Origin of the sequence: Arthrobacter sp. JZ12 (assembly GCF_035189165.1) — a bacterium.
Taxonomy (GTDB): domain Bacteria; phylum Actinomycetota; class Actinomycetes; order Actinomycetales; family Micrococcaceae; genus Arthrobacter_D.
Genome location: NZ_CP045246.1, coordinates 1,064,828 through 1,085,520, shown reverse-complemented (window position 1 = coordinate 1,085,520; position 20,693 = coordinate 1,064,828). Strand labels below are relative to the sequence as shown.

At 67.0% G+C, this 20,693-nt stretch carries 15 protein-coding genes; 9 read left to right on the top strand and 6 right to left on the bottom strand.

Annotated features, from left to right (window positions below; all coding sequences use genetic code 11):
• The first annotated feature begins 17 nt into the window (after positions 1-17).
• From GC088_RS05085 to GC088_RS05070, 4 genes are all read left to right on the top strand, one after another.
• Positions 18-1,730, top strand: coding sequence for a DUF885 domain-containing protein (locus tag GC088_RS05085; RefSeq protein WP_323961064.1), 1,713 nt, complete (start codon positions 18-20; stop codon positions 1,728-1,730).
• A gap of 231 nt (positions 1,731-1,961) precedes the next feature.
• Entirely contained in the window at positions 1,962-3,365 is a 1,404-nt protein-coding gene (locus GC088_RS05080) for a dicarboxylate/amino acid:cation symporter (protein WP_323961062.1), read from the top strand.
• A gap of 127 nt (positions 3,366-3,492) precedes the next feature.
• Positions 3,493-4,116 carry a Maf family protein gene (locus GC088_RS05075; RefSeq protein WP_323961060.1) on the top strand — a complete coding sequence of 208 codons (624 nt, stop codon included), beginning with the start codon at positions 3,493-3,495 and terminating at the stop codon, positions 4,114-4,116.
• Positions 4,117-4,244: 128 nt separating this feature from the next.
• Positions 4,245-6,035 (top strand): acetyl/propionyl/methylcrotonyl-CoA carboxylase subunit alpha, encoded by a 1,791-nt coding sequence (locus GC088_RS05070; protein WP_323961058.1) that lies wholly within the window; start codon positions 4,245-4,247, stop codon positions 6,033-6,035.
• Positions 6,036-6,116: 81 nt separating this feature from the next.
• On the opposite strand, the gene GC088_RS05065 is transcribed toward GC088_RS05070, so the two are convergent.
• The 3 genes from GC088_RS05065 to GC088_RS05055 all read right to left on the bottom strand — a co-directional run bounded on the left by GC088_RS05065 (position 6,117) and on the right by GC088_RS05055 (position 9,563).
• Positions 6,117-6,788, bottom strand: a complete 672-nt coding sequence (locus GC088_RS05065; RefSeq protein ID WP_323961056.1) for a hypothetical protein — start codon at positions 6,786-6,788, stop codon at positions 6,117-6,119.
• Entirely contained in the window at positions 6,785-8,017 is a 1,233-nt protein-coding gene (locus GC088_RS05060) for a protein kinase domain-containing protein (RefSeq protein WP_323961054.1), read from the bottom strand. Before GC088_RS05060 ends, GC088_RS05065 begins: the two co-directional genes overlap by 4 nt.
• A gap of 145 nt (positions 8,018-8,162) precedes the next feature.
• Entirely contained in the window at positions 8,163-9,563 is a 1,401-nt protein-coding gene (locus GC088_RS05055; RefSeq protein ID WP_323961053.1) for an MFS transporter, read from the bottom strand.
• Positions 9,564-9,808: 245 nt separating this feature from the next.
• On the opposite strand from GC088_RS05055, the gene GC088_RS05050 reads away from it, so the two are divergent.
• The 3 genes from GC088_RS05050 (at position 9,809) to GC088_RS05040 (ending at position 14,929) form a co-directional block, all read left to right on the top strand.
• Positions 9,809-11,209, top strand: coding sequence for an MFS transporter (locus GC088_RS05050; protein WP_323961052.1), 1,401 nt, complete (start codon positions 9,809-9,811; stop codon positions 11,207-11,209).
• A gap of 112 nt (positions 11,210-11,321) precedes the next feature.
• Positions 11,322-13,388, top strand: coding sequence for a molybdopterin oxidoreductase family protein (locus GC088_RS05045; protein WP_416377499.1), 2,067 nt, complete (start codon positions 11,322-11,324; stop codon positions 13,386-13,388).
• On the top strand, positions 13,385-14,929 hold the full coding sequence (locus GC088_RS05040) for an FAD-dependent oxidoreductase (RefSeq protein ID WP_323961050.1): 1,545 nt from the start codon (positions 13,385-13,387) through the stop codon (positions 14,927-14,929). Before GC088_RS05045 ends, GC088_RS05040 begins: the two co-directional genes overlap by 4 nt.
• Before the next feature lie 133 nt (positions 14,930-15,062).
• Here the strand turns inward: GC088_RS05040 and GC088_RS05035 are convergent, their stop codons facing one another.
• Positions 15,063-15,878 carry a DUF559 domain-containing protein gene (locus GC088_RS05035; protein WP_323961945.1) on the bottom strand — a complete coding sequence of 272 codons (816 nt, stop codon included), beginning with the start codon at positions 15,876-15,878 and terminating at the stop codon, positions 15,063-15,065.
• A gap of 252 nt (positions 15,879-16,130) precedes the next feature.
• Positions 16,131-17,531 carry an NAD(P)H-quinone dehydrogenase gene (locus GC088_RS05030; RefSeq protein ID WP_323961048.1) on the bottom strand — a complete coding sequence of 467 codons (1,401 nt, stop codon included), beginning with the start codon at positions 17,529-17,531 and terminating at the stop codon, positions 16,131-16,133.
• A gap of 106 nt (positions 17,532-17,637) precedes the next feature.
• Here GC088_RS05030 and GC088_RS05025 point away from each other — a divergent pair, with 106 nt between their 5' ends.
• Positions 17,638-18,450, top strand: coding sequence for a purine-nucleoside phosphorylase (locus GC088_RS05025; protein WP_323961046.1), 813 nt, complete (start codon positions 17,638-17,640; stop codon positions 18,448-18,450).
• A 2-nt stretch (positions 18,451-18,452) separates the two neighbouring features.
• Positions 18,453-20,201, top strand: coding sequence for a phospho-sugar mutase (locus GC088_RS05020; protein ID WP_323961044.1), 1,749 nt, complete (start codon positions 18,453-18,455; stop codon positions 20,199-20,201).
• Here the strand turns inward: GC088_RS05020 and nirD are convergent.
• Positions 20,198-20,572 carry a nitrite reductase small subunit NirD gene (gene nirD / locus GC088_RS05015; protein WP_323961042.1) on the bottom strand — a complete coding sequence of 125 codons (375 nt, stop codon included), beginning with the start codon at positions 20,570-20,572 and terminating at the stop codon, positions 20,198-20,200. The two genes, GC088_RS05020 and nirD, sit on opposite strands and share 4 nt — an antisense overlap.
• Positions 20,573-20,693 lie beyond the last annotated feature (121 nt).

The following is a 20,693-nucleotide window of genomic DNA, read 5'->3' as shown; positions in this document are numbered from 1 at the left end:
CCGCTAGGCTCTCGGGTGTGATCAACAAGACTCTTCCTGAACACCAGACCGCCGAGGCTCCAGTGCGCGCCCAGACGGCCATCGACGCCGTTGCCGAGGCCTACACCAAGACGCTGCTCGAACTCGACCCGGGTTTTGCCACCGAACTGGGGCTTCCAGGCCACGAAACCGAATACCGTGACTACTCCCCTGCCGGACTTGAGGCTTTTGCAGAAGCCACCCGGGAAGCCCTCAGCCGGCTTGATGACCTTGAACCAACTGACGACGTCGACGCCGTCACCCTCGATGCGATGCGCGAGCGACTCGGCCTGGAGTTGGAAATCCACGAGTCCGGGCTCAACCTCGCAGACCTGAACAACCTCGCCAGCCCGCCGCAGGGAATCCGCATGATCTTCGACCTCATGCCCACCGACACCGCGGAGCAGTGGAGCCATATCGCCGGTCGTCTGTGCAACGTTCCCGATGCGATCAGCGGGTACATCTCCTCCCTCCGCGAGGGCAGGAACCGCGGGATCGTGCCTGCCGCCCGGCAGATCCGGATCGTGACTGAGCAGGCGTCGTCGTACGCGGCTGACGGCGGATACTTTGATGAATTCGCCGCCGGTGCCCGCACCACCGACGGCGAGTTGCCTGACTCAGTGCGCACGCAGCTCACCGCTGGAACGGAAGCGGCCCGAAATGCGTACCGGAACCTTAGGACCTTCCTCACCGAAGAGCTTCTTTCGTCCGCCCCGGAGAAGGACGCGGTGGGCCGCGAGCGCTACTCGCTGATGTCCCGCCAGTTCCTGGGTGCAACCATCGACCTGGAGGAGACCTACCGCTGGGGTGTCGAGGAACTCGACCGGCTCATCGCCGAGCAGGAGGCGGTGGCCAACGAAATCCGGCCGGGCGCCACGATCGAGGAGGCCATGCGCATTCTCGACGAATCGCCGGAGCGGCAGCTACATGGAACGGACACGCTTCAGGCCTGGATGCAGGGCCTGTCCGACCGGGCGGTCAATGAGCTCGCCGGAGTGCACTTCGACATCCCGGACATCATGCGCACACTGGAGTGCCGCATTGCTCCCACCAAGGAAGGCGGCATCTACTACACGGGTCCCAGCGATGACTTCGCCCGTCCCGGCCGCATGTGGTGGTCCGTCCCCGAGGGCGAGGACACCTTCACCACCTGGAAGGAGACCACCACCGTCTACCACGAGGGCGTCCCGGGGCATCACCTGCAGATCGCCACTGCAACCTACCAGCGCGGATTGCTTAACTCCTGGCGTCGGAATGCCGTGTGGGTCTCCGGACATGGTGAAGGCTGGGCGCTCTATGCGGAACGGCTGATGGAAGACCTCGGCTACCTGAGCGATCCCGGCGACCGCCTGGGCATGCTGGACGCGCAGCGGATGCGTGTGGCCCGCGTGGTGTTCGACATCGGCGTCCACCTCGAACTGGAAATTCCCGAGCGCTGGGGCACCGGAACCTGGACACCTGAGAAGGGCTACGACTTCCTGAAGAAGAACATCGCCATCAGCGAAGGCCAGCTCAACTTTGAGTTCAACCGGTACCTCGGCTGGCCGGGGCAGGCGCCGGCGTACAAGATCGGACAGCGGCTTTGGGAGCAGATCCGCGACGAGGTGAAGCAGCGCGAGGGCGAGGACTTCAACCTCCGCGACTTCCATACCCGCGCACTCAACCTCGGTTCGGTCGGGTTGGATACCCTCCGCAGGGCTCTTCTGAGCTAGACCCCCCTCGCGTTGAGTTGGCAGGGCACACCCCGAAAGAGCGTCCGAAAGGGGTGTGTCCTGCCAAGTCACGGTTGTCGGCTTAGTCACACGGGTACTAGGAATAATTTCTGCGATCCGCGACGGTACTGGGAAGAAGGACGGCGAGCTCTGCTCAGCACTTCAGCAAGCGCCGTAACATTTCGCAATCTCTAATCTCTTTGCTATCGCGTGTGGCCCTACTGTTTCTGGGTGACTTCAGAAACCGCACCGGCGTCCCGCAGGCTGCCCCGCTGGGCAACTTCCTTTGGACCGCAAATCATCGCTGCCCTCCTGGTAGGGCTTGCCCTCGGCCTCGTGGCCAAGTACACCGGCCACACCGAGGAGACCCCGAACGCACTCGGGACCACCCTCGCAACCATCGGCTCCAGCTACGTGTCGCTGCTCCGCGCCGCCGTCGTACCGCTGATCTTCACCGCCGTGGTCAGCTCGATCACCAACCTACGGGCCGTGCACAACGCCGCCCGCCTCGCCGGCCAGACCCTGCTCTGGTTCGCGATCACCGCCCTTATCTCCGTTGTCATCGGAATCGGCCTCGGTGCGGTCTTCCAGCCGGGCGCCAACACTGACGCCGCCGCCCCCGGTGAGTACACCGGCGGAACCGGCGACTGGTGGGCCTTCCTGACCGGACTTGTTCCCGCCAACTTCCTCGGCCTTCAGGCGTCCTCGAGCGTGGACGACGCCGGTGCAGTCACCACCGGCCTCAGCTTCAACGTGCTGCAGGTGCTGGTTGTCGCCGTCGCCGTCGGCATCGCCGCACTCAAGGTGGGCAAGCCCGCCGAAGCCTTCATCGCGTTCAATGCTTCCGCCCTTGCCGTTATCCAGAAGGTCCTCTGGTGGATCATCCGGATCGCGCCGTTGGGCACCGTTGGCCTGATCGGCAAGGCAGTCGCGGTCTACGGCTGGGACACCATTGGCTCGCTCGGCAAGTTCACCCTGGCAATCTATGTAGGGCTGGCCCTGGTTCTGTTCGCGGTGTATCCGGTCCTGATCCGCGCCAACGGGCTCTCCGTCAAGCAGTACTTCTCAGGTGCGTGGCCGGCCATCCAGCTGGCATTCGTGTCCCGCTCCTCGGTGGGCACCCTGCCGCTGACCCAGCGTGTCACCGAACGGAACCTCGGCGTCCCCCGCAGCTACGCGTCATTCGCGGTGCCGCTGGGCGCCACCACTAAGATGGACGGCTGCGCCGCCATCTACCCGGCGATTGCCGCGATCTTTGTCGCCCAGTTCTTCGGCATCCAGCTGGACTTCGGCCAGTACCTGCTGATTGCCCTCGTATCGGTTCTCGGCTCGGCTGCTACTGCCGGCACCACCGGTGCGGTTGTCATGCTCACGCTGACCCTCTCCACGCTGGGACTGCCGCTGGCCGGCGTCGGACTGCTCCTGGCCGTCGACCCGATCCTGGACATGGGCCGCACTGCGGTCAACGTTGCCGGACAGGCCCTGGTGCCGACGATTGTTGCCAAGCGCGAGGGCATCCTGGACGCCAAGCTCTACAACGCGAAGCGCACCGGCGATCCGTTCACGGACGATGTCGACGCCGATACGGCAGCTGCCGCGAAGGAGACCGAGGAGCTCGCCGCTACCAAGGTGTAGCGCTCCCCTCCCTCCGTCACCTGCGCCCCGCGCGTTGAGTTGGCAGGACACACCCCGAATGGGGCGTGTCCTGCCAACTCATTTCGTTTGGGGGTAGCGGCAGAACAGTGACACTAGGCTGGACTTCATGACTGTCCGGCTCATCCTCGCCTCCGCTTCGCCCGCCCGCACCAAACTCCTGACCGAGGCGGGCATCGCCCACACGGTCACCGTTTCCGACGTCGACGAGGACCGCGTCACCGCCGAGCACGGCACACCCAGCCCCTACGACACCGCGCAGCTGCTCGCGCGGGCAAAGGCCGAGGCTGTCGCTGCACTGCCGGAGGCACAGGGCGCTCTCGTCATCGGTTGCGACTCGGTCTTCGAGTTCGAGGGCGAGGCCCACGGCAAACCCTACGAGGTTAACGTCGCCCGTGAGAGGATCCGGCGGATGTCCGGATCGCACGGCTCCCTGCACACCGGCCATTGGCTCGTGGACAACAGGAACGACGGCGGCCGGCAGTTCTCGGGCGGGGCGGTCGCCTCCGCGGAAGTCCATTTCATGCCGTTGGAGGACGCCGAGATCGAGGCTTACGTCGCCACGGGAGAGCCGCTGCATTGCGCCGGCTCCTTTACGATCGATGGCCGCGGCGGGGCCTTCATCCGCAAGGTTGATGGGGACCCGCACGCCGTCGTCGGACTCAGTATTTCCACCCTGCGCGAGCTCCTGCGCGAGGCGGGAATAAGCATCACAGAGTTGTGGCGCGCCTAGCGGGTGCCGGACCGTTTGTAGCTTCCCTACAAATATTTCTTCGGTAACACGGGGAATCGGCATGGTTTATGGGCGGTAGCAACAAAACCGCGCTAGGCTCCCAACAGATCAAAGGAGCCAAACACCCCATGAGCGAGTCGATGTCCGCGCCTGTCGCACACCCCGTCACCAAAGTCCTGATCGCCAACCGCGGCGAGATCGCAGTCCGGGTGATCCGGGCGGCTCGGGATGAAGGCATCGCTTCGGTTGCGGTGTACGCCGAGCCGGACCGCGACGCCCTCCACGTCAGGCTCGCCGATGAGGCGTTCGCACTGGGCGGCAATACCGCGGCCGAGTCCTACCTGGTCATGGACCGCATCCTCGAGGTGGCCGCCCGCAGCGGCGCCGATGCCATCCATCCCGGTTACGGCTTCCTCTCGGAGAACGCCGAATTCGCGCAGAAAGTGCTCGACGCCGGACTCACCTGGATTGGCCCCTCACCTGCCTCCATCGCCCAACTCGGCGACAAGGTACAGGCACGCCACATCGCCGAAAAAGTGGGCGCTCCGCTGGTCCCGGGAACCAAGGACCCCGTTGCTTCAGTGCAGGAAGTCCTCGACTTCGCTGACCAGTACGGCCTCCCCCTCGCTATCAAGGCTGCCTATGGCGGCGGCGGACGCGGTATCAAGGTGGTCCGCTCGCGCGAGGAAATTCCCGAGGCGTACGAGTCAGCCGTCCGTGAAGCCACCGCTGCCTTCGGTCGGGGTGAGTGCTTTGTCGAGCGCTTCCTGGACGCACCGCGCCACGTCGAGACCCAGTGCCTGGCGGACGCCTACGGCAACGTCGTCGTCGTCTCCACCCGCGACTGCTCCCTCCAGCGCCGCAACCAGAAGCTCGTGGAGGAAGCGCCCGCTCCCTTCCTGAGCGAGGAACAGAACGCCCGCCTGTACGAGGCGTCGAAGGCCATCCTCCGCGAAGCTTCCTATCAGGGCGCCGGAACCTGTGAATTCCTCGTCGGCCAGGACGGAACCATCTCGTTCCTCGAGGTGAACACCCGTCTGCAGGTGGAGCATCCCGTCTCCGAGGAAGTCACCGGCATCGACCTGGTGCGCGAACAGTTCCGCCTGGCCCGGGGCGAGGAGCTCGGTTACACGGACCCCGAGGTGCGCGGCCACTCCTTCGAGTTCCGCATCAACGGTGAGGACGCCGGCCGGGGCTTCATGCCCGCACCCGGAACCGTCCGTACCCTGAAGCTGCCCACCGGGCCCGGCGTCCGTGTGGACTCAGGCATCGAGGCCGGAGAGGTGGTCGGCGGCAACTTCGACTCCATGCTGGCCAAGCTGATCGTCTCGGGTGCTACCCGCGCTCAGGCACTCGACCGCGCCCGCCGGGCGCTGGCCGAGATGCAGATCGAAGGCATGCCGACGGTCCTGCCGTTCCACGCCGCCGTCGTCAGCGACCCCGCCTTCGCACCCGAGTCCGGCAGTTTCACTGTCCACACCCGCTGGATCGAAACGGAATTCAACAACACGATCGCGCCGTGGACACCTGAGGCAGGTGCCGAGGGCGCAGACGACGCCGACACCCGGCAGCGCGTCACCGTCGAGGTGGGCGGCAAACGGCTGGAAGTGGTGCTTCCCGGTTCGCTGGGCATCGCGAACGGAAAGGCGTCCGCGAAGCCGAAGAAGGTAGCGCGTGCACGCGGAGGCGCTGCGTCATCTGCCAGCGGCGACGACCTGACCTCGCCCATGCAGGGAACCATTGTGAAGGTCGCGGTGAAGGACGGCGACGAGGTTTCCGAGGGCGACCTCATCGTGGTGCTGGAGGCCATGAAGATGGAGCAGCCGCTCACGGCGCACAAGTCGGGAGTGCTCTCCGGCCTCACGGCGGCCCCGGGCGACACGGTGTCGGCAGGTGCAGTCATCGCGGCAATCAGCTAGCCGTTTTCCTCCGCAGTAGGGACCAACGACGCCGTTACAACGGGGTCGTTGGTCCGTAGCGCGTCATGCTGCCCGCCTGGATCAGTCGTCGTTGCTGCGGCCCCGCCCTCGGCCCTTGCCGCCGTCGTCATCGATGTCGTCGTCGGCACTGATCACGATCACCGGCGCGGGAATCTGACCCCCGCCTGGGCTGCCGCTGCCGGTGCTGCCGCTTCCGGAACCGGCGCCCGAACCGCTGTTTGAAGTGTCAATGGGTGCAGGGGCCGGGGCGGGTGGTGCCGGTTCGGCGGAAGGCGGCGGCGGGGGCGCCGCCAGCACGGGTGCGGGTGCGGGCTCCGGCTCCAGCGCAGGCGCGGGCTCGGATTCCGGGGTCGGTGCGGCCTTGGGGCTCGCCGGCGACGCTTTGACGGGCTCCGGCTTCGGCATTGCGACCGGCACCGGGGCATCCATGGGCGCCGGCGCTGCCCCTGAAGCGGCCAATCGATCGACTAACTGGTCCACGCGCTGCAGGATCAGCAAAGCCCGCTCGTCGGTGATGTGGCCTTGATCCTGCTCGGCTCGCACCCGGGCCGCCAGCCCGTGGGCCGCCTCGAGGGCCTCCGCTGTATCGCCGCGCGCAGTGTGGTCTGCAATGTGCTTCACCTCAGCCTGCAATTCGCACGCAACCTGGCTCTCAATCGGTGTCTGGGAACACCCGCCGAGCGTCAACACCGCAGCCATGACCAGGTACCGCAGGCCTTTCAAACCGGTCACGGCTGCACGCTCTCATACAGGTTGTCGAGCAGCGCGCCGGTTGTTCCCGGCACGGTGGGCAGCGGCGACGGGCTCGCGGCCGGATCCTGTCCCAGGAAAAACATCATGGCAACTGCCGCTATAGCCATCAGCAGTACGACGACGACGGCGGCCAGCCCGAGCGCGCGCCGCCCACCCTTGGAGCGTCGTGGTGCCTCAGCAGGGGCCGTATGCATGTCGCCACCCGGCTCGGTCACGTCCCGATCCGGCACCGCCAAGCCCGAAACCCCCTGAGCCGGGTCGGCAACCCGCTCGACCGCCGCGTCGGCTGCGAGAGGCCGCTCGGCAACCTCATCCGCCTCGTCCGATACGTGCCCGGTAACCTCTGCCGTGAGCTCAGGGTCCAAAGTCTCCAGCCTGCGCACCACCTCGGTGGCGGTCGGCCGGCTCTGCGGATCGTCCCGCGTCATGTCGGTGAGCAGGCTTTGCCAGCCCGGTCCGAAGGATTCGGGGATTGTCGGCGGGCGGCTGAGGCGTGCCAGCGCACTTTCGAGGCCCGTGCCGGGGAAAGCCGGTTGGCCGGTGAGGCATTCGATCAGCACCAGTCCCAGGGCGTAGATATCTGTGGGCGTTCCCACCCTGTCTCCACGCGCCTGTTCCGGGCTGAAGTAGGTGGCCGTGCCGATGAGGCTGCCGGTGGCGGTGACCCGACTGCTCTCGAAGAATCGAGCGATCCCGAAGTCGGTGAGCAGGAAATCGAACAGGCCGTTGCGGGTCTCCCCCTGTCGCATGAGGACATTCGAGGGTTTGATGTCGCGGTGCACAATCCCCCGGCCGTGGATGTATTCAAGCGTGCGCGCAATGTCCCTGCCCGCCGTCGTCGCACGTTCCAGGGAAAGCGGCCCGCCGCGCAGCATCGCGCTCAGGTCCGGGCCCTTTACGTACTCCATCACGAGGTAGGCCGGTTCGACGCTCACGCATTCGGCGTCCATGTCCAGCACCCGGACCAGGCCGGGATGATGCAGGGCTGCGAGCATTCGGGCTTCACCGGATCCGCGCGCCACCCCGTCAGCTGATCCGCGCCGGAACATCTTCACCGCAACGTCGCGGCCAAGACGGGTGTCCCGCGCGCGATACACATCGGCCATTCCGCCGGTACCGATGACCCGGTCGAGTATGTACCGTCCGCTCGCGAGCGTTTCCTGCTTCATCCCATCCGCTCCCGCCCAAACAAAGGTAAGCCAGGACATGATTCTGTCCTTTCCTCCCTGCGGAAAACTTGGGAAGAGAAGCCCTGCATACTGCGGGCAAAGCAGCATCCGAGGCAGCACGGAGACGCAAAACTCCCGCCCTTCCCAGGAGGGAAGAGCGGGAGTTAGCTAGCCGTTTGGGAGCCTAGGCGATGTTGTTGTCGTAGTCGTGGTCCCTGGTCTCACGCGAGATCCACAGGGCGATGAACGTCAGCACCGCCGCTGCGCTCAGGTAGAGCCCCACCAGCAGGGTGCTGCCGTCAGCCGCCTGCCAGAGGGCGATTGCCACGAACGACGCCGGAGCGGCACCGATCACGCTGGAGAGGTTGTAGGCAACAGCCGAACCGGTGTAGCGCACGTTGGCCGGGAACAATTCGGGCAGGATCGCCGCCATGGGCCCGAAGGTCAGGCCCATCAGGGTGAAGCCGACCATCAGCAGCACCATTGCACCGACGGTGCCTGCGCCGAAGAACGGCACCCAGGTCAGGCCGAAGAGCGCGATACCCGCGGTTACGGCTAGCAGCATGCGGCGGCGGCCGAACTTCTCCGCCAGCGGACCGGACACCACGGTGAAGATTCCGAAGAAGACGACGCCGAAAATCAGCATCCAGAGGAAGTCACCGCGGGCGATGCCGAGACCCGGAACGAATGTCTCCGCGTTGAACGGCTTTCCTGCGGCTTCGGCCGCTGCAGCAGCTGCTTCTGCTGAGGCTGGTGCCGTGCCGAAGGTCAGCGTGAAGGAGGTCATCAGGTAGAACAGCACGTACGTGGCGAACATGATGAAGGTGCCGAGCACGATCGCGCGCCACTGGCGCTTGAAAACCGAAGCCAGGGGCAACTTCACGACCTTGCCCTTGTCCAGCACCTGCTGGAAGGAGTGGCTTTCGATGAGCTTCAGGCGTACGTAGAGGCCGACGATAACCAGGACGGCGCTGGCGATGAAGGGAACACGCCAGCCCCAGGCCATGAAGGCCTCCGGGGCAAGGGTGGCGTTGAGCACCACGAACAGCAGGTTCGCGAGGATGAAGCCGATCGGCGCGCCGAGCTGCGGGAAGGTGCCGTAGACGGCCCGCTTGTTTTTCGGCGCGTTCTCGGTGGCGAGCAGGGCAGCGCCGCTCCACTCACCGCCGAGGGCAAGGCCCTGCAGAAAGCGCAGGAGCACGAGGATTGCGGGCGCGAGGAATGCCCAGCCGGGCACCTGCGCCGTGGGTAGCACGCCGATCAGGAAGGTGGCAATGCCCATCGTCAGCAGCGAGGCGACCAGCGTGCCCTTACGTCCGATGCGGTCGCCGAAGTGACCGAAGACGATCGAGCCCAGCGGGCGCGCGACGAAGGCGACACCGAAGACCGCGAATGACTGCAGGAGTGCGGTGGTCGGGTTCGAGTTCGGGAAGAACAGGGCCGGGAAGACCAGCACCGACGCGGTCGCGTAAATGTAGAAGTCATAGAACTCGATGGTGGTGCCGATGAGGCTCGCGAAGATGACGCGTCCCCGGGAGTTCAACGGCTTGGCCGAGGACTCCGTTGTCGATGAAGACGATGACATTGTTACTTGCTTTCTCTGTTCGACTGCTCAACACTCACACAGCCGTGGTATTTTCTGCGCCTTCAATCTCACCACCTGAACCAATTAGTGAGATAACTCGTCCACATAGTGGACACCTGCTTCCAGCTAACCACCCATTGCGTGCCTGGATAGGCCGATGTCACACCGCGTTTACAAACCTGGTCCGGACCCGAAACGCACCTTTCCTACTGTGGGCGTACTGCCCCTTGAACGAAAGGTTCGCCATGAGCGTTGACCGCGCAGTCACCCCGGATTCCCCAACTGCACCGGCAACCGGAACAGCAGCTGATGCCGCACTCGTGCACCGCCCCGGCCGCTGGATCGACAACTGGAACGCCGAGGACCGCGAGCAGTGGCAGTCGGGCGGCAAGGCCATCGCCCGCCGCAACCTGCAGTGGTCCATCGCGTGCGAGTTCCTCGGCTTCGTTGTGTGGCAGCTCTGGTCGATCGTGGTGGTCTACCTGCCCGCCGCGGGCTTCAACTTCTCGACGGCGGAAATCTTCTGGCTCATCTCGATGCCGAGCCTGGTCGGCGCGACGCTCCGCATCCCCTACACCTTCATGGTTCCGCGGTTCGGTGGCCGCAACTGGACCATCATCTCGGCCCTGCTGCTGCTCATCCCGTCCATCGGGCTGGGCATCGCGGTGAGCAACCCCGAGACCCCGTTCGCAGTAATGCTCACCATTGCCGCTCTGGCAGGCTTCGGCGGCGGCAACTTCGCCAGCTCGATGGCGAACATCACCTTCTTCTACCCCGTCCGTGAAAAGGGGTGGGCACTGGGACTGAATGCCGCCGGCGGAAACCTGGGTGCCGCCGTCGCGCAGTTGGTTGTTCCGCTTGCAATTGCGGCAGGCGCCGCCACCACCCTCAACCTGCCGCTGGCCGGCTGGATCTGGGTCCCGCTCATCCTCGTCGCTGCCTTCGGCGCCTGGAAGTACATGGACAACCTGTCCAGCGCCAAGTCCGACCTTGCCGGCTCCATCGCGGCTCTCCGCGAACCGCACCTGTGGGTTATGGCCTTCCTCTACATCGGTACGTTCGGCTCGTTCATCGGCTTCTCCGGCGTGTTCCCCAAGCTGATCCTCGACTCCTTCCCCGAATTCTCGACCTTCGCGCTTGGTCCGGCGGCCCTGTCCCTGGCCTTCCTCGGCCCCCTGGTCGGTTCCCTTGCCCGCCCGTACGGCGGCCGCCTGGCCGACCGCTGGGGCGGTGCCCGCATCACGGTCTGCGCATTCGCCGTCATGGCCCTGGTTGCCTTGACCGTGGTCTGGACCCTGCCGCTGGCCAACTTCTGGCTCTTCCTCGGACTGTTCCTGGTGCTCTTCGCGGCTGCCGGTGCCGGCAACGGCTCCACCTACCGCATGATCCCCGTGATCTTTGCCCTCCGCGGAAAGTCCGACGGCGCCATGAGCACCGGGCGCAAGGCCGCGGCCGCGCTGGGACTGATCTCGGCCATCGGCGCCTACGGTGGCTTCGTGATCCCGCAGGTGCTCAACGCCTCGAAGGGCGCCACCGGAGGTTACGACGCCGCGTTCTACGGCTTCGTTGCGGCCTACGCGCTCATGCTGACGGTCACGTGGTTCTTCTACCTGCGCCGCAGCCGCTCGTCGGTGGGACACGTCTAGGATGTGCGGCACTACCTCAGGTTCCAGCACAGGCCCCGGCGCAGCCGCCGCGACCGCCGGTACAGCCGCCGGGACCCCGACACACTGCCCCTACTGCGCCCTGCAGTGCGCCATGACACTGACGCCTTCGGTGCCGGGCCCCGCGCCCGGCAGCGTTGAGGTTTCAGGCCGCGACTTCCCCACCAACCGCGGCGGCCTGTGCCGCAAGGGGTGGACCTCCACGGAGCTGCTGAAGCACCCTGATCGGGTCCGCGAACCGCTGTTGAAGGACGACGACGGCGTGCACCGGCCCATCGGCTGGGACCGTGCACTGGAGCTCATCCGGGATCGGGTCCTCGAGACCCGCGCCCGGTACGGCGCGGACGCTGTGGGCGTCTTCGGCGGAGGCGGACTCACCAACGAGAAGGCGTACCTGCTGGGCAAGTTCGCCCGTCTCGCCCTACGAACCTCGCGGATCGACTACAACGGACGCTTCTGCATGTCGTCGGCGGCAGCAGCCGGGAACCGGGCCTTCGGCCTGGACCGGGGGCTGCCGTTCCCGCTGGCCGACCTGGACTCCGCGCGCACCATCCTCATGCTGGGGTCCAACACCGCCGACACCATGCCCCCGTTCGTCCAGCACCTGCAGGGTGCGCGGGATGCCGGCGGCCTGATTGTCGTGGACCCGCGACGGTCCGCGACGGCGGAGCTCACGTCAGAGGGACGCGGACGGCACCTGCAGCCGGCACCGAAGACCGACCTCGCCGTGCTGCTGGGCCTCACGCACGTGGTGATCACGGTGGGCCTGGTGGACCACGCCTACGTGGACCGGCGCACCAAGGGGTACGACGCGATCGTCCGCAGCGTGATGCCGTGGTGGCCGGAGCGGGTCCAGGCCGTGACGGGTGTGCCGGCGCAGCTCATCCGCGAGACCGCCCACCGGCTCGCCGAGCCCGGCGGGACCTACATCCTCACCGGTCGCGGCATCGAGCAGCACGCCAACGGCACCGACACCGCGACGGCGGCCATCAACCTCGCCCTGCTCCTCGGCCTTCCGGGCACTCCGGGCAACGGCTACGGCACCCTGACCGGCCAGGGCAATGGCCAGGGCGGGCGGGAACACGGCCAAAAGGCGGACCAGCTTCCCGGCTACCGCAAGATCACCGACCCCGCCGCACGGGCACACGTCGCCGGCGTCTGGGGAGTCCCCGAGGAAGCCATCCCGGGGCCTGGCCTTCCCGCCGTCGAACTGCTGGCCTCCCTCGGCCGGCCCGACGGCGTGCGCTGCCTCTTCGTGCACGGTGCCAATGTGGCGGTGTCCGCACCGAACGCATCCACAGTCCTGGCCGGCCTGCGCAGCCTCGACTTCCTGGTGGTGTGCGACTTCTTCCGCTCCGAGACCGCAGCTGAGGCGGACCTGATCCTGCCGGTCCTGCAGTGGGCCGAGGAGGAGGGCACCATGACCAACCTCGAGGGACGCATCCTGCGCCGCCGTGCCGCCGTCGCTCCCCCACCCGGCGCGCGGAGCGAGCTGTGGATCATGGCGAGGCTGGCCGAGCTGCTGGAGGCGCCGTCGTCGTTCCCGGAAGATCCGGAGACCGTCTTCACGGAGCTGTGCGCGGCATCGGCCGGTGGGCTGGCTGACTACTCCGGCATGGACTACGCCATGCTCGACGACGGCGTCCCCGCCTACTGGCCCTACCCCGCCGGTTCAACAGGCACCCCGCGCCTGTTCACTGATCGCTTTGCCCACCCCGACGGGCGGGCCGTGCTGCACCCGGTGGCGCCGCCATCGTCGGCTTTCAGCCGGGCTGCGGACGGCACCCTCGCGCTGGCGACCGGACGGCTGCTGGAGCACTACCAGTCCGGCACGCAGACCCGGCGCGTAGGTGACCTGCTGGCCACGAGCAGCGGCCAGAGGCTGGAGATCCACCCGGTGACGGCGGCCGGGCTCGGCATTGTTGACGGTGCCGACGTCGAAATCAGCAATGACCGCGGAACCGTGACGGCGCGGGCAAGGCTGTCGACGGCGGTGCGGCCTGACACTGTCTTCCTTTCCTTCCACTTCCCGGGAGCGGGTAACGCCAACGTGCTGACCTCCTCCGAGACCGATCCCATCTCCGGGATGCCCGAGTTCAAAACAACGCGGGTGTCGGTGCGCGTGCGCCGGCCCGCCCAGACCGAGGCGGTGGCCGTATGAGCGTTCCCGAGCGGATTGTGGTGGTGGGTTTCGGCCCCGTCGCGGCGAGGTTCATCGACGTCCTTGAACCGTCCGTTGCCTCCGGGGACGTGCAGCTGACGGTGATCGGTTCCGAGCCGGAGGCAGCGTACAACCGCGTGCTGGTTGCCGACGTCGGGGTGGGCCGGACCTCCGAGGATTCGATCACGTTGAGCGACCCCTCGCGGCTGGCCGGGCTCGGGGCCGAAGTGCTGCTCGGGTCCGGTGTCCGCCGGATCGACCGGGCGCGGCAGCAGATCCAGCTCGACGACGGCACCGTCCATCCCTATGACCGACTGGTTCTGGCGACCGGTGCACGCCCGGTCATCCCGTACCTCGCCGGGCTGAACCCCGATCCCCTTCGCCCGACCTTGCCGACCGGCGTCACGGCGCTGCGGGACCTGGCCGACGCGCGTGAGTTGCGCTCCGTCGTCGAACGCCGGGGCGACGTGGTGATTCTTGGCGGCGGCATTCTGGGCCTTGAGGCGGCGCTGGCCGCGGCGAAGGAAGGCGCTCGGGTCACCGTGGTGCATCACGGCGACTATCCGCTGGCCCGCAACATTGACGACGGCGGCGGCCGGGTGCTGTCCTCCGCTCTCCGTGCGCAGGGGGTGCGGCTGGTGTCGGGTGCCAAGGCTGTTGGCCTCGAGCACGACGACGACGGCGTGTTCACCGGATTGCGCCTGGACGATGGCCGGCTGGTGTCCGGGGACCTGCTGGTGCTGTCCTGCGGTGTACGGCCTCGGATTGAACTTGCCGAGGGTGCGGGGCTGCCCGTTGATTCGGGGATCCTCGTGGGGCACTCGCTGCAGGCGCACCACGACGAGCATGTGTACGCCATCGGTGACTGTGCCGAGGTGCGGTGCGCGTCGGCGTCGTGCGTTGAGTGTAGGCGGAACACGGCGCCGTCTGGCCTGATCGGGCCGGGATGGCGGCAGGCCGAGTGGCTGGCGGAGGCGTTCGTTGCCGAGTTGACCGGTTCTGCTGGTTCGCCGGCCGTCGCTTCCGAGTATGTGGAGGCGGTGTTGCCGCCGGTGGTGATGCTGAAGGCACGCGGACTGGACGCAGTGATGGCCGGCGATGTCTCGGCCGACCCCTGGGCAGCGCACGACGACGGAACCGCCGTCGCACTCTGGGCCGACCCGCAGCAGGGACGTTACGCGAAGATGATCACCCGGGATGGTGTGCTGCAGGGCCTCGTGTGCGTCGGAATGCCGCGCACGGGAGCCGAGCTGGTGCTCCTGTTCGAGAGCGGCGGGGTGCTGCCCGCCGACCGGTCGAGCCTGCTGCGGCTGGACGGGGCCGAGGAGGCGGCGGCGCCGTCGTCGTCATCGTCCGACCCTGCCGCGGTGGTGTGCCGGTGTGCGGGGGTGAGCCGGGGCAGTATCGAGCAGGCCGCCGTCGTCGGCTGTTCGACGGTGGCGGAAGTGTCGGCGTCCACGAGGGCCGGCACGGGCTGTGGGGGCTGCCACAGCGACATCAAGGCGATCATCGAGCAGCACTTCCAGCCTGCCGCCGTCTAGCCCTAACCCCTTCCCTGGTCCGGCCCCGCGGCCCAAATTGCCCACCTTCTGGGACCTTGCATGGCGTGTCGCGGGCGGCACGCCGCGAAACGATGGGTGACGGCGGGAGAAGACGGGCAATCCGGCACGCCAATTAGCGAACGACTCGCCCGGAGAGGACCGCGCGTACCTCAGCAAGGACGTCCTCCTGGTGGAACATGATGTCCTCGTAGCTGTAGCGCAGGACCAGATAGCCGCCCAGGATGGTCCTGTTGTTGCGGATCAGGTCGCGGCGGAGCGCTCGGCGGTCTGAGTGGAAGGCAGCGCCGTCGATCTCCACCACCAGAAATCCCTCGAGCAGGAAGTCGACCCGCCCCACGCCGTCGATCGGCACCTGTGTCTCCACGTGAAAGCCCGCGCCCCGGAAGAGCACACGGGCTACCACCTCAATGGCAGAATCGGCGCACCCGGTCACCAGGTCGAGTGCGGCCCGAGCCCGCCCATTCCGGTCACCCTGCAGCCGCTCCTGCAGAAAGTGCCGCACCGTGTCACCTCGTCGGAGCGAGCACTCCACCATCGCTGCTGCTTCGACCGGCGGAAGGCACTGCAGCGCGTGTACCAGCACATCCACCACACCAACCAGGGGAAGGTAGGGGTGAACTGGAACTGTTCGTTCGCGGTGATTGGCATAGCCGCTCCCCCGCCCGTGCAGGCAACTCAGGTGAAGCCGGGATGGAGGCGTCAGACACCACAGCTGGTAGTAGTGGGCAGCAGACGCACAGGTAAGAAGACCGTTGTTCACCAGTGCCGTCCGGATATCTGCCGGAGCATCGGGAAGCGCCAGCACTCCGGAGCGCAGCCGCACGATCTGCCCACGCGCAACGAAACCAGCAATCTGTCGTTTACTGACCCCGGAATCTCTAAGCGTTTGGGTTCGCGCCACACCGCCTGCACGTCGCAGCACTGCCATTGCGTCCACGCCTCAACTTCACTCGCGCGAACCACTACGCAGCAGCGCGGTCCCCAGGATGTGGATGGCCCGCACGGAATCGGCTGCACTGTGCAGGAGCGGTGGCCGCCATAGCGCCGGACCGGATTGCCCGCCTTCTAAGCCTGGAGCGGCGTGTCACTCCGCGACACGCCGCAACAACAACGACGACGGCGGCAGAACCTGGGCAATCCGGCCCGCCTTGCAGAAGGAATGGGAGGCGGGAGCGAGGGGCTAGAGGTGCACGTGGAGGCGGCGGGCGGCCTCGGAGATGGACCCGGTCAACGAGGGGTAGACGGTGAAGGTGTTTGCGACGTCGTCCACGTGAAGCTTCTTGGTGACGGCGAGCGCCAGCGGGAAGATCAGCTCGGACGCGCGCGGAGCAACCACCACGCCGCCGATTACGGTCCCCGACCCCTTGCGGGCAATGATCTTCACAAAGCCGTCCTTGACGTTCATCATCTTGGCGCGCGGGTTGGTGCTGAGCGAGAGCTTGAAGACGTCACCCTGGTACTGGCCGGATTCGACGTCGGCCTCGGACACGCCCACGGACGCGATCTCGGGAGCCGTGAAGATGTTGGACGCCACCTGCTTGAGCTTCAGCGGGGTGACGGTGTCTCCCATGAGGTGCGCCATGGCGATCCGGCCCTGCATTGCAGCTACCGAGGCGAGCGCCAGCACGCCGGTGCAGTCGCCTGCGGCGTACACGTTCGGCGCGGTGGTGCGGGAAACGCCGTCGACCTTGATGTGCCCGGTCTCGGTGACGGCCACTCCGGCCTCCTCGAGCCCGATCCCCTCCGTATTCGGGATGGCGCCCACTGCCACGAGGCAGTGGCTGCCGTCCACGGTGCGGCCGTCGGACAGCGTTACTCGCACGCCGTCGCCGCGCCGCTCCACGCCCTCGGCCCGGGACTTCGAGAGCACGGTCATGCCCCGTGCCCGGAAGACGTTCTCCAGCACCTCGGCGGCGTCCTGGTCCTCGCCGGGGAGCACACGGTCGCGGCTGGAGATCAGCGTCACGTCAGCGCCCAGGCCGTGGTACGCCGACGCGAACTCCGCACCGGTCACGCCCGACCCGATGACGATCAGGTGCTCCGGCACCTCCGTCAGGTTGTAGATCTGCTTCCAGTTGAAGATCCGCTCGCCGTCCGGAACGGCGGTCGGGAGCTCGCGCGGATGGGCGCCGACGGCGAGAAGGATCGCGTCCGCCTCTACGGTGGTGGTGCCGGCGTCGGTTTCCACCTCGAGCTTGTGGTTGTCGAGGAGCCGCCCGGATCCGATGATGATCTTCACGCCGACCCGCTCGAGGGCGGCCGTGATGTCGCCGGACTGGTTGGCGGCGAGGTTCAGCAGCCGCTCGTTCACCTGGGCGAAGTCGGCGTACGCGGCGGTTGCGTCGTCGAACTTCACGCCAAGGTTGTGGGCATTGGCCACCCGGGCCATGGTGTCGGCGGTGGCGATGAGCGTCTTGGAGGGCACGACGTCGGTAAGCACCGCGGACCCGCCGAGCCCGTTCCGCTCGACGATGGTGACCGTCGCTCCAAGTGAGGCGGCAACCATGGCCGCTTCATAACCGCCCGGACCTCCCCCGAGAATCGCGATACGGAGGGCGCTGAAATCCAGTTGACTCGTCACACGTGCCATTGTGTCCTATCCCATCGCAGCCCTCAAACGCTGCGATCACCAGTTCGAAGGGGCGAATCAGGTGGAACAACGCCGGGCCGAGCGATAGGTTGGACCGGTGATTGACGACTCCACTGCGGACCCGTTCGACCTCGCACGCGCTGCGGCAGACCATATCGCCCAGGCAACCGAAGTCCCGGCACACGACATCGCCCTCGTTCTCGGCTCGGGCTGGGGTGAGGCGGCCGAGCTGATCGGCGAGACCACCCACACGCTCAAGGCCGCGGACATTCCAGGCTTCACCGCCCCCGCCGTCGCGGGCCATGTGGGAACCGTCCGCTCGATCCTCACTCCCGCCGGCAAGCGCGCCCTTGTGCTCGGCGCGCGCACTCATTATTACGAGGGCCGCGGCGTCCGCGCCGTCGTCCACGGCGTACGTACGGCAGCTGCCGCCGGCGCCAAGACGCTGGTGCTCACCAACGGTTGCGGCGGTCTCCAGGAGCGCTGGGCGCCCGGCACGCCGGTCCTGATCAGCGACCACATCAACCTCACCGCCACGTCGCCGCTCGAGGGTGCCACCTTCGTTGATCTCACCGACCTCTACTCCTCCCGCCTGCGCCAACTGGCCCGCGAAGTGGACCCGAGCCTCGACGAGGGCGTCTACGCCCAGTTCACCGGCCCCCACTACGAGACGCCCGCGGAAGTCCAGTACGCCAAGCGGATCGGTGCGGACCTGGTCGGCATGTCCACCGCCCTGGAGGCGATCGCCGCACGCCACGCCGGAATGGAGGTCTTCGGCATGTCGCTCGTGACCAACCTCGCGGCAGGCATCAGCCCGGTGCCGCTGAGCCACGCGGAGGTGCTCGAAGCCGGCCAGGCAGCCGGCCCGCGCATCTCCCGCCTGCTCGCCGACATCATCGGCAGGCTGTGATGATGGACCTCTTCACGCAGGCCCGCGAGTGGGCTGCCCAGGACCCGGACCAGGAAACCCGCACGGAACTTGAGCAGCTGCTCGCCCGCGCCGGGAACGACGACGACGCCGGCCAGGCAGCTGCCCTGCAGCAGCTCGAGGACGCCTTCAGCGGGCCGCTGGTTTTCGGGACGGCCGGCCTGCGTGCCGCCCTCGGCCCCGGCCCCAACCGGATGAACCGGGTGGTGGTGCGGCGTGCCGCCGCCGGCGTTGCGGCCCACGCGCTCGACCTGGCCAAGGGCGCCTACGCGCCGCGCGCCGTCGTCGGCTTCGATGCGCGGCGCAACTCGCGCGTCTTCGCCGAGGAAACCGCGGCCATCTTCACTGCCGCAGGCCTGCAAACCTTCCTGATGCCCTCTGAGCTCCCGACGCCGGTGCTCGCCTACGCGGTTCGCGCCCTGGAGTGCGAGGTCGGCATCATGGTGACCGCGAGTCACAACCCGCCGGAGGACAACGGGTACAAGGTGTACCTCGGTGGGCGTGCCGTGGAGGAAACCGCGCGCGGCGTCCAGATCGTCGCGCCGCATGACGCCGACATCGCGAGGCACATCGCGGCCGTCGAGCGGATTGAGCTCGCGGACGAGGGCTGGAGCGTCCTCCCCGAGAGCATCGAGACCGACTACGTGGCGTCTGTGGTGGCCCTTGCGGATGCCCAGACTTTCCCGGCCCGGGATCTGAAGATCGTGCTGACGCCGATGCACGGAGTCGGGGGTCGCACGGCCCAGAATGTGCTGGCGTCCGCCGGATTCGAGAACGTGTTCGTGGTCCCCGAGCAGGCTGAGCCGGACCCGGCCTTCCCCACCGTCGAGTTCCCCAACCCTGAGGAAGCCGGAGCGCTGGACCTTGCCCTGGCGGCCGCCGCCGAGCAGGACGCAGACCTGGTCCTGGCCAATGATCCCGACGCCGACCGCATGGCCGCCGCCGCCAAGGATCCGGCAACGGGTGAATGGCGGATGCTCCGCGGAGACGAGACCGGCGCACTGCTGGGCCTGCACCTGGCGCACCGGCTTTCTGCAGCACGAGAAACAAGCGGACCCGGCAGCGCGGGCAACTCCAGCGCGGGCAACCCCGGCAACCCGGTCTTCGCCAACTCCATCGTGTCCTCCCGCCTGTTGTCCCGGATCGCCGAGGCTGCAGGAGTTGAGCACGCGCAAACGCTGACAGGCTTCAAATGGATCTCCCGTGTGCCGAACCTGGCCTATGGCTACGAGGAGGCACTCGGCTATTGCGTCGCGCCGGAGCTGGTGCGGGACAAGGACGGGCTATCGGCGGCGCTCCTGTTGGCCGAGTTCGCCGCGGCCTGCCGGGCTGAAGGCAGAACCCTGTTCGACGTCCTCGACGAGCTCGCCCTCGTCCACGGGCTGCACGTCAGCGACCAACTGTCTGTGCGTGTCGCCAGCCTGGGCTTGCTGGGAGCGATGATGAATCGCCTTCGGGAGGCACCGCCGTCGTCATTTGCGGGCTCCGACTTGGTGGTCGCCGAGGACCTGGCGGAGGGTGCCAACCTGCCGCCGACCGATGGGCTGCTGTACGTGACTCGCGACGAGACGCGCGTGATCATCCGGCCCAGCGGCACCGAGCCCAAGCTGAAGTGCTACCTCGAGGTGATCGAGCCCGTGGATTCCGCGGCGGAACTGACCGAGGCGAAAACAACATCGCGGACCAGGCTTGATGCCGTGATCCGCGATGTCGAGGAAGCGCTCGGGCTCTAGACGAGCACTTCCACCGTTCCGTCGATTACCCGCGTCGGGAAACTGCGTAGCGCCGTCCCTGTTCCCGCTACGGGTTCGCCGGAGTCCAGAAAGTAGACCTCCTTGTGCAGCGGCGAGGTGATGGTGAACCGTTGGCCCTTCGAGCCCACGATTCCGCGTGCCATCACCTGTGAACCGCTCACGGGGTCCCTGTGCGAAACCGCGAAGACCTCGGTTGAGCTCACCCGGAAGAGAGCCACCTGGCGCCCGTGAATAAGCGCCGCCTCGCCCCAGCAGAGCTCAAGGTCATCGAGCCGGCAGATGGGATACCAGCTGCCGTCAGTAGTCGTTACTGAATCAATTACCGGTGTGTGGTCGAGTTGCAAAGTCATGCATCGACGCTATGGAAAAGGCGTTACGCCTTCCCGCCTGCTGTGTTGCGGGCGCGTAAAACGCACCTCACCGAGCACCAATCCGCCGGTGAAGGTGAAGTTAATCTTCGTTTACATAAGT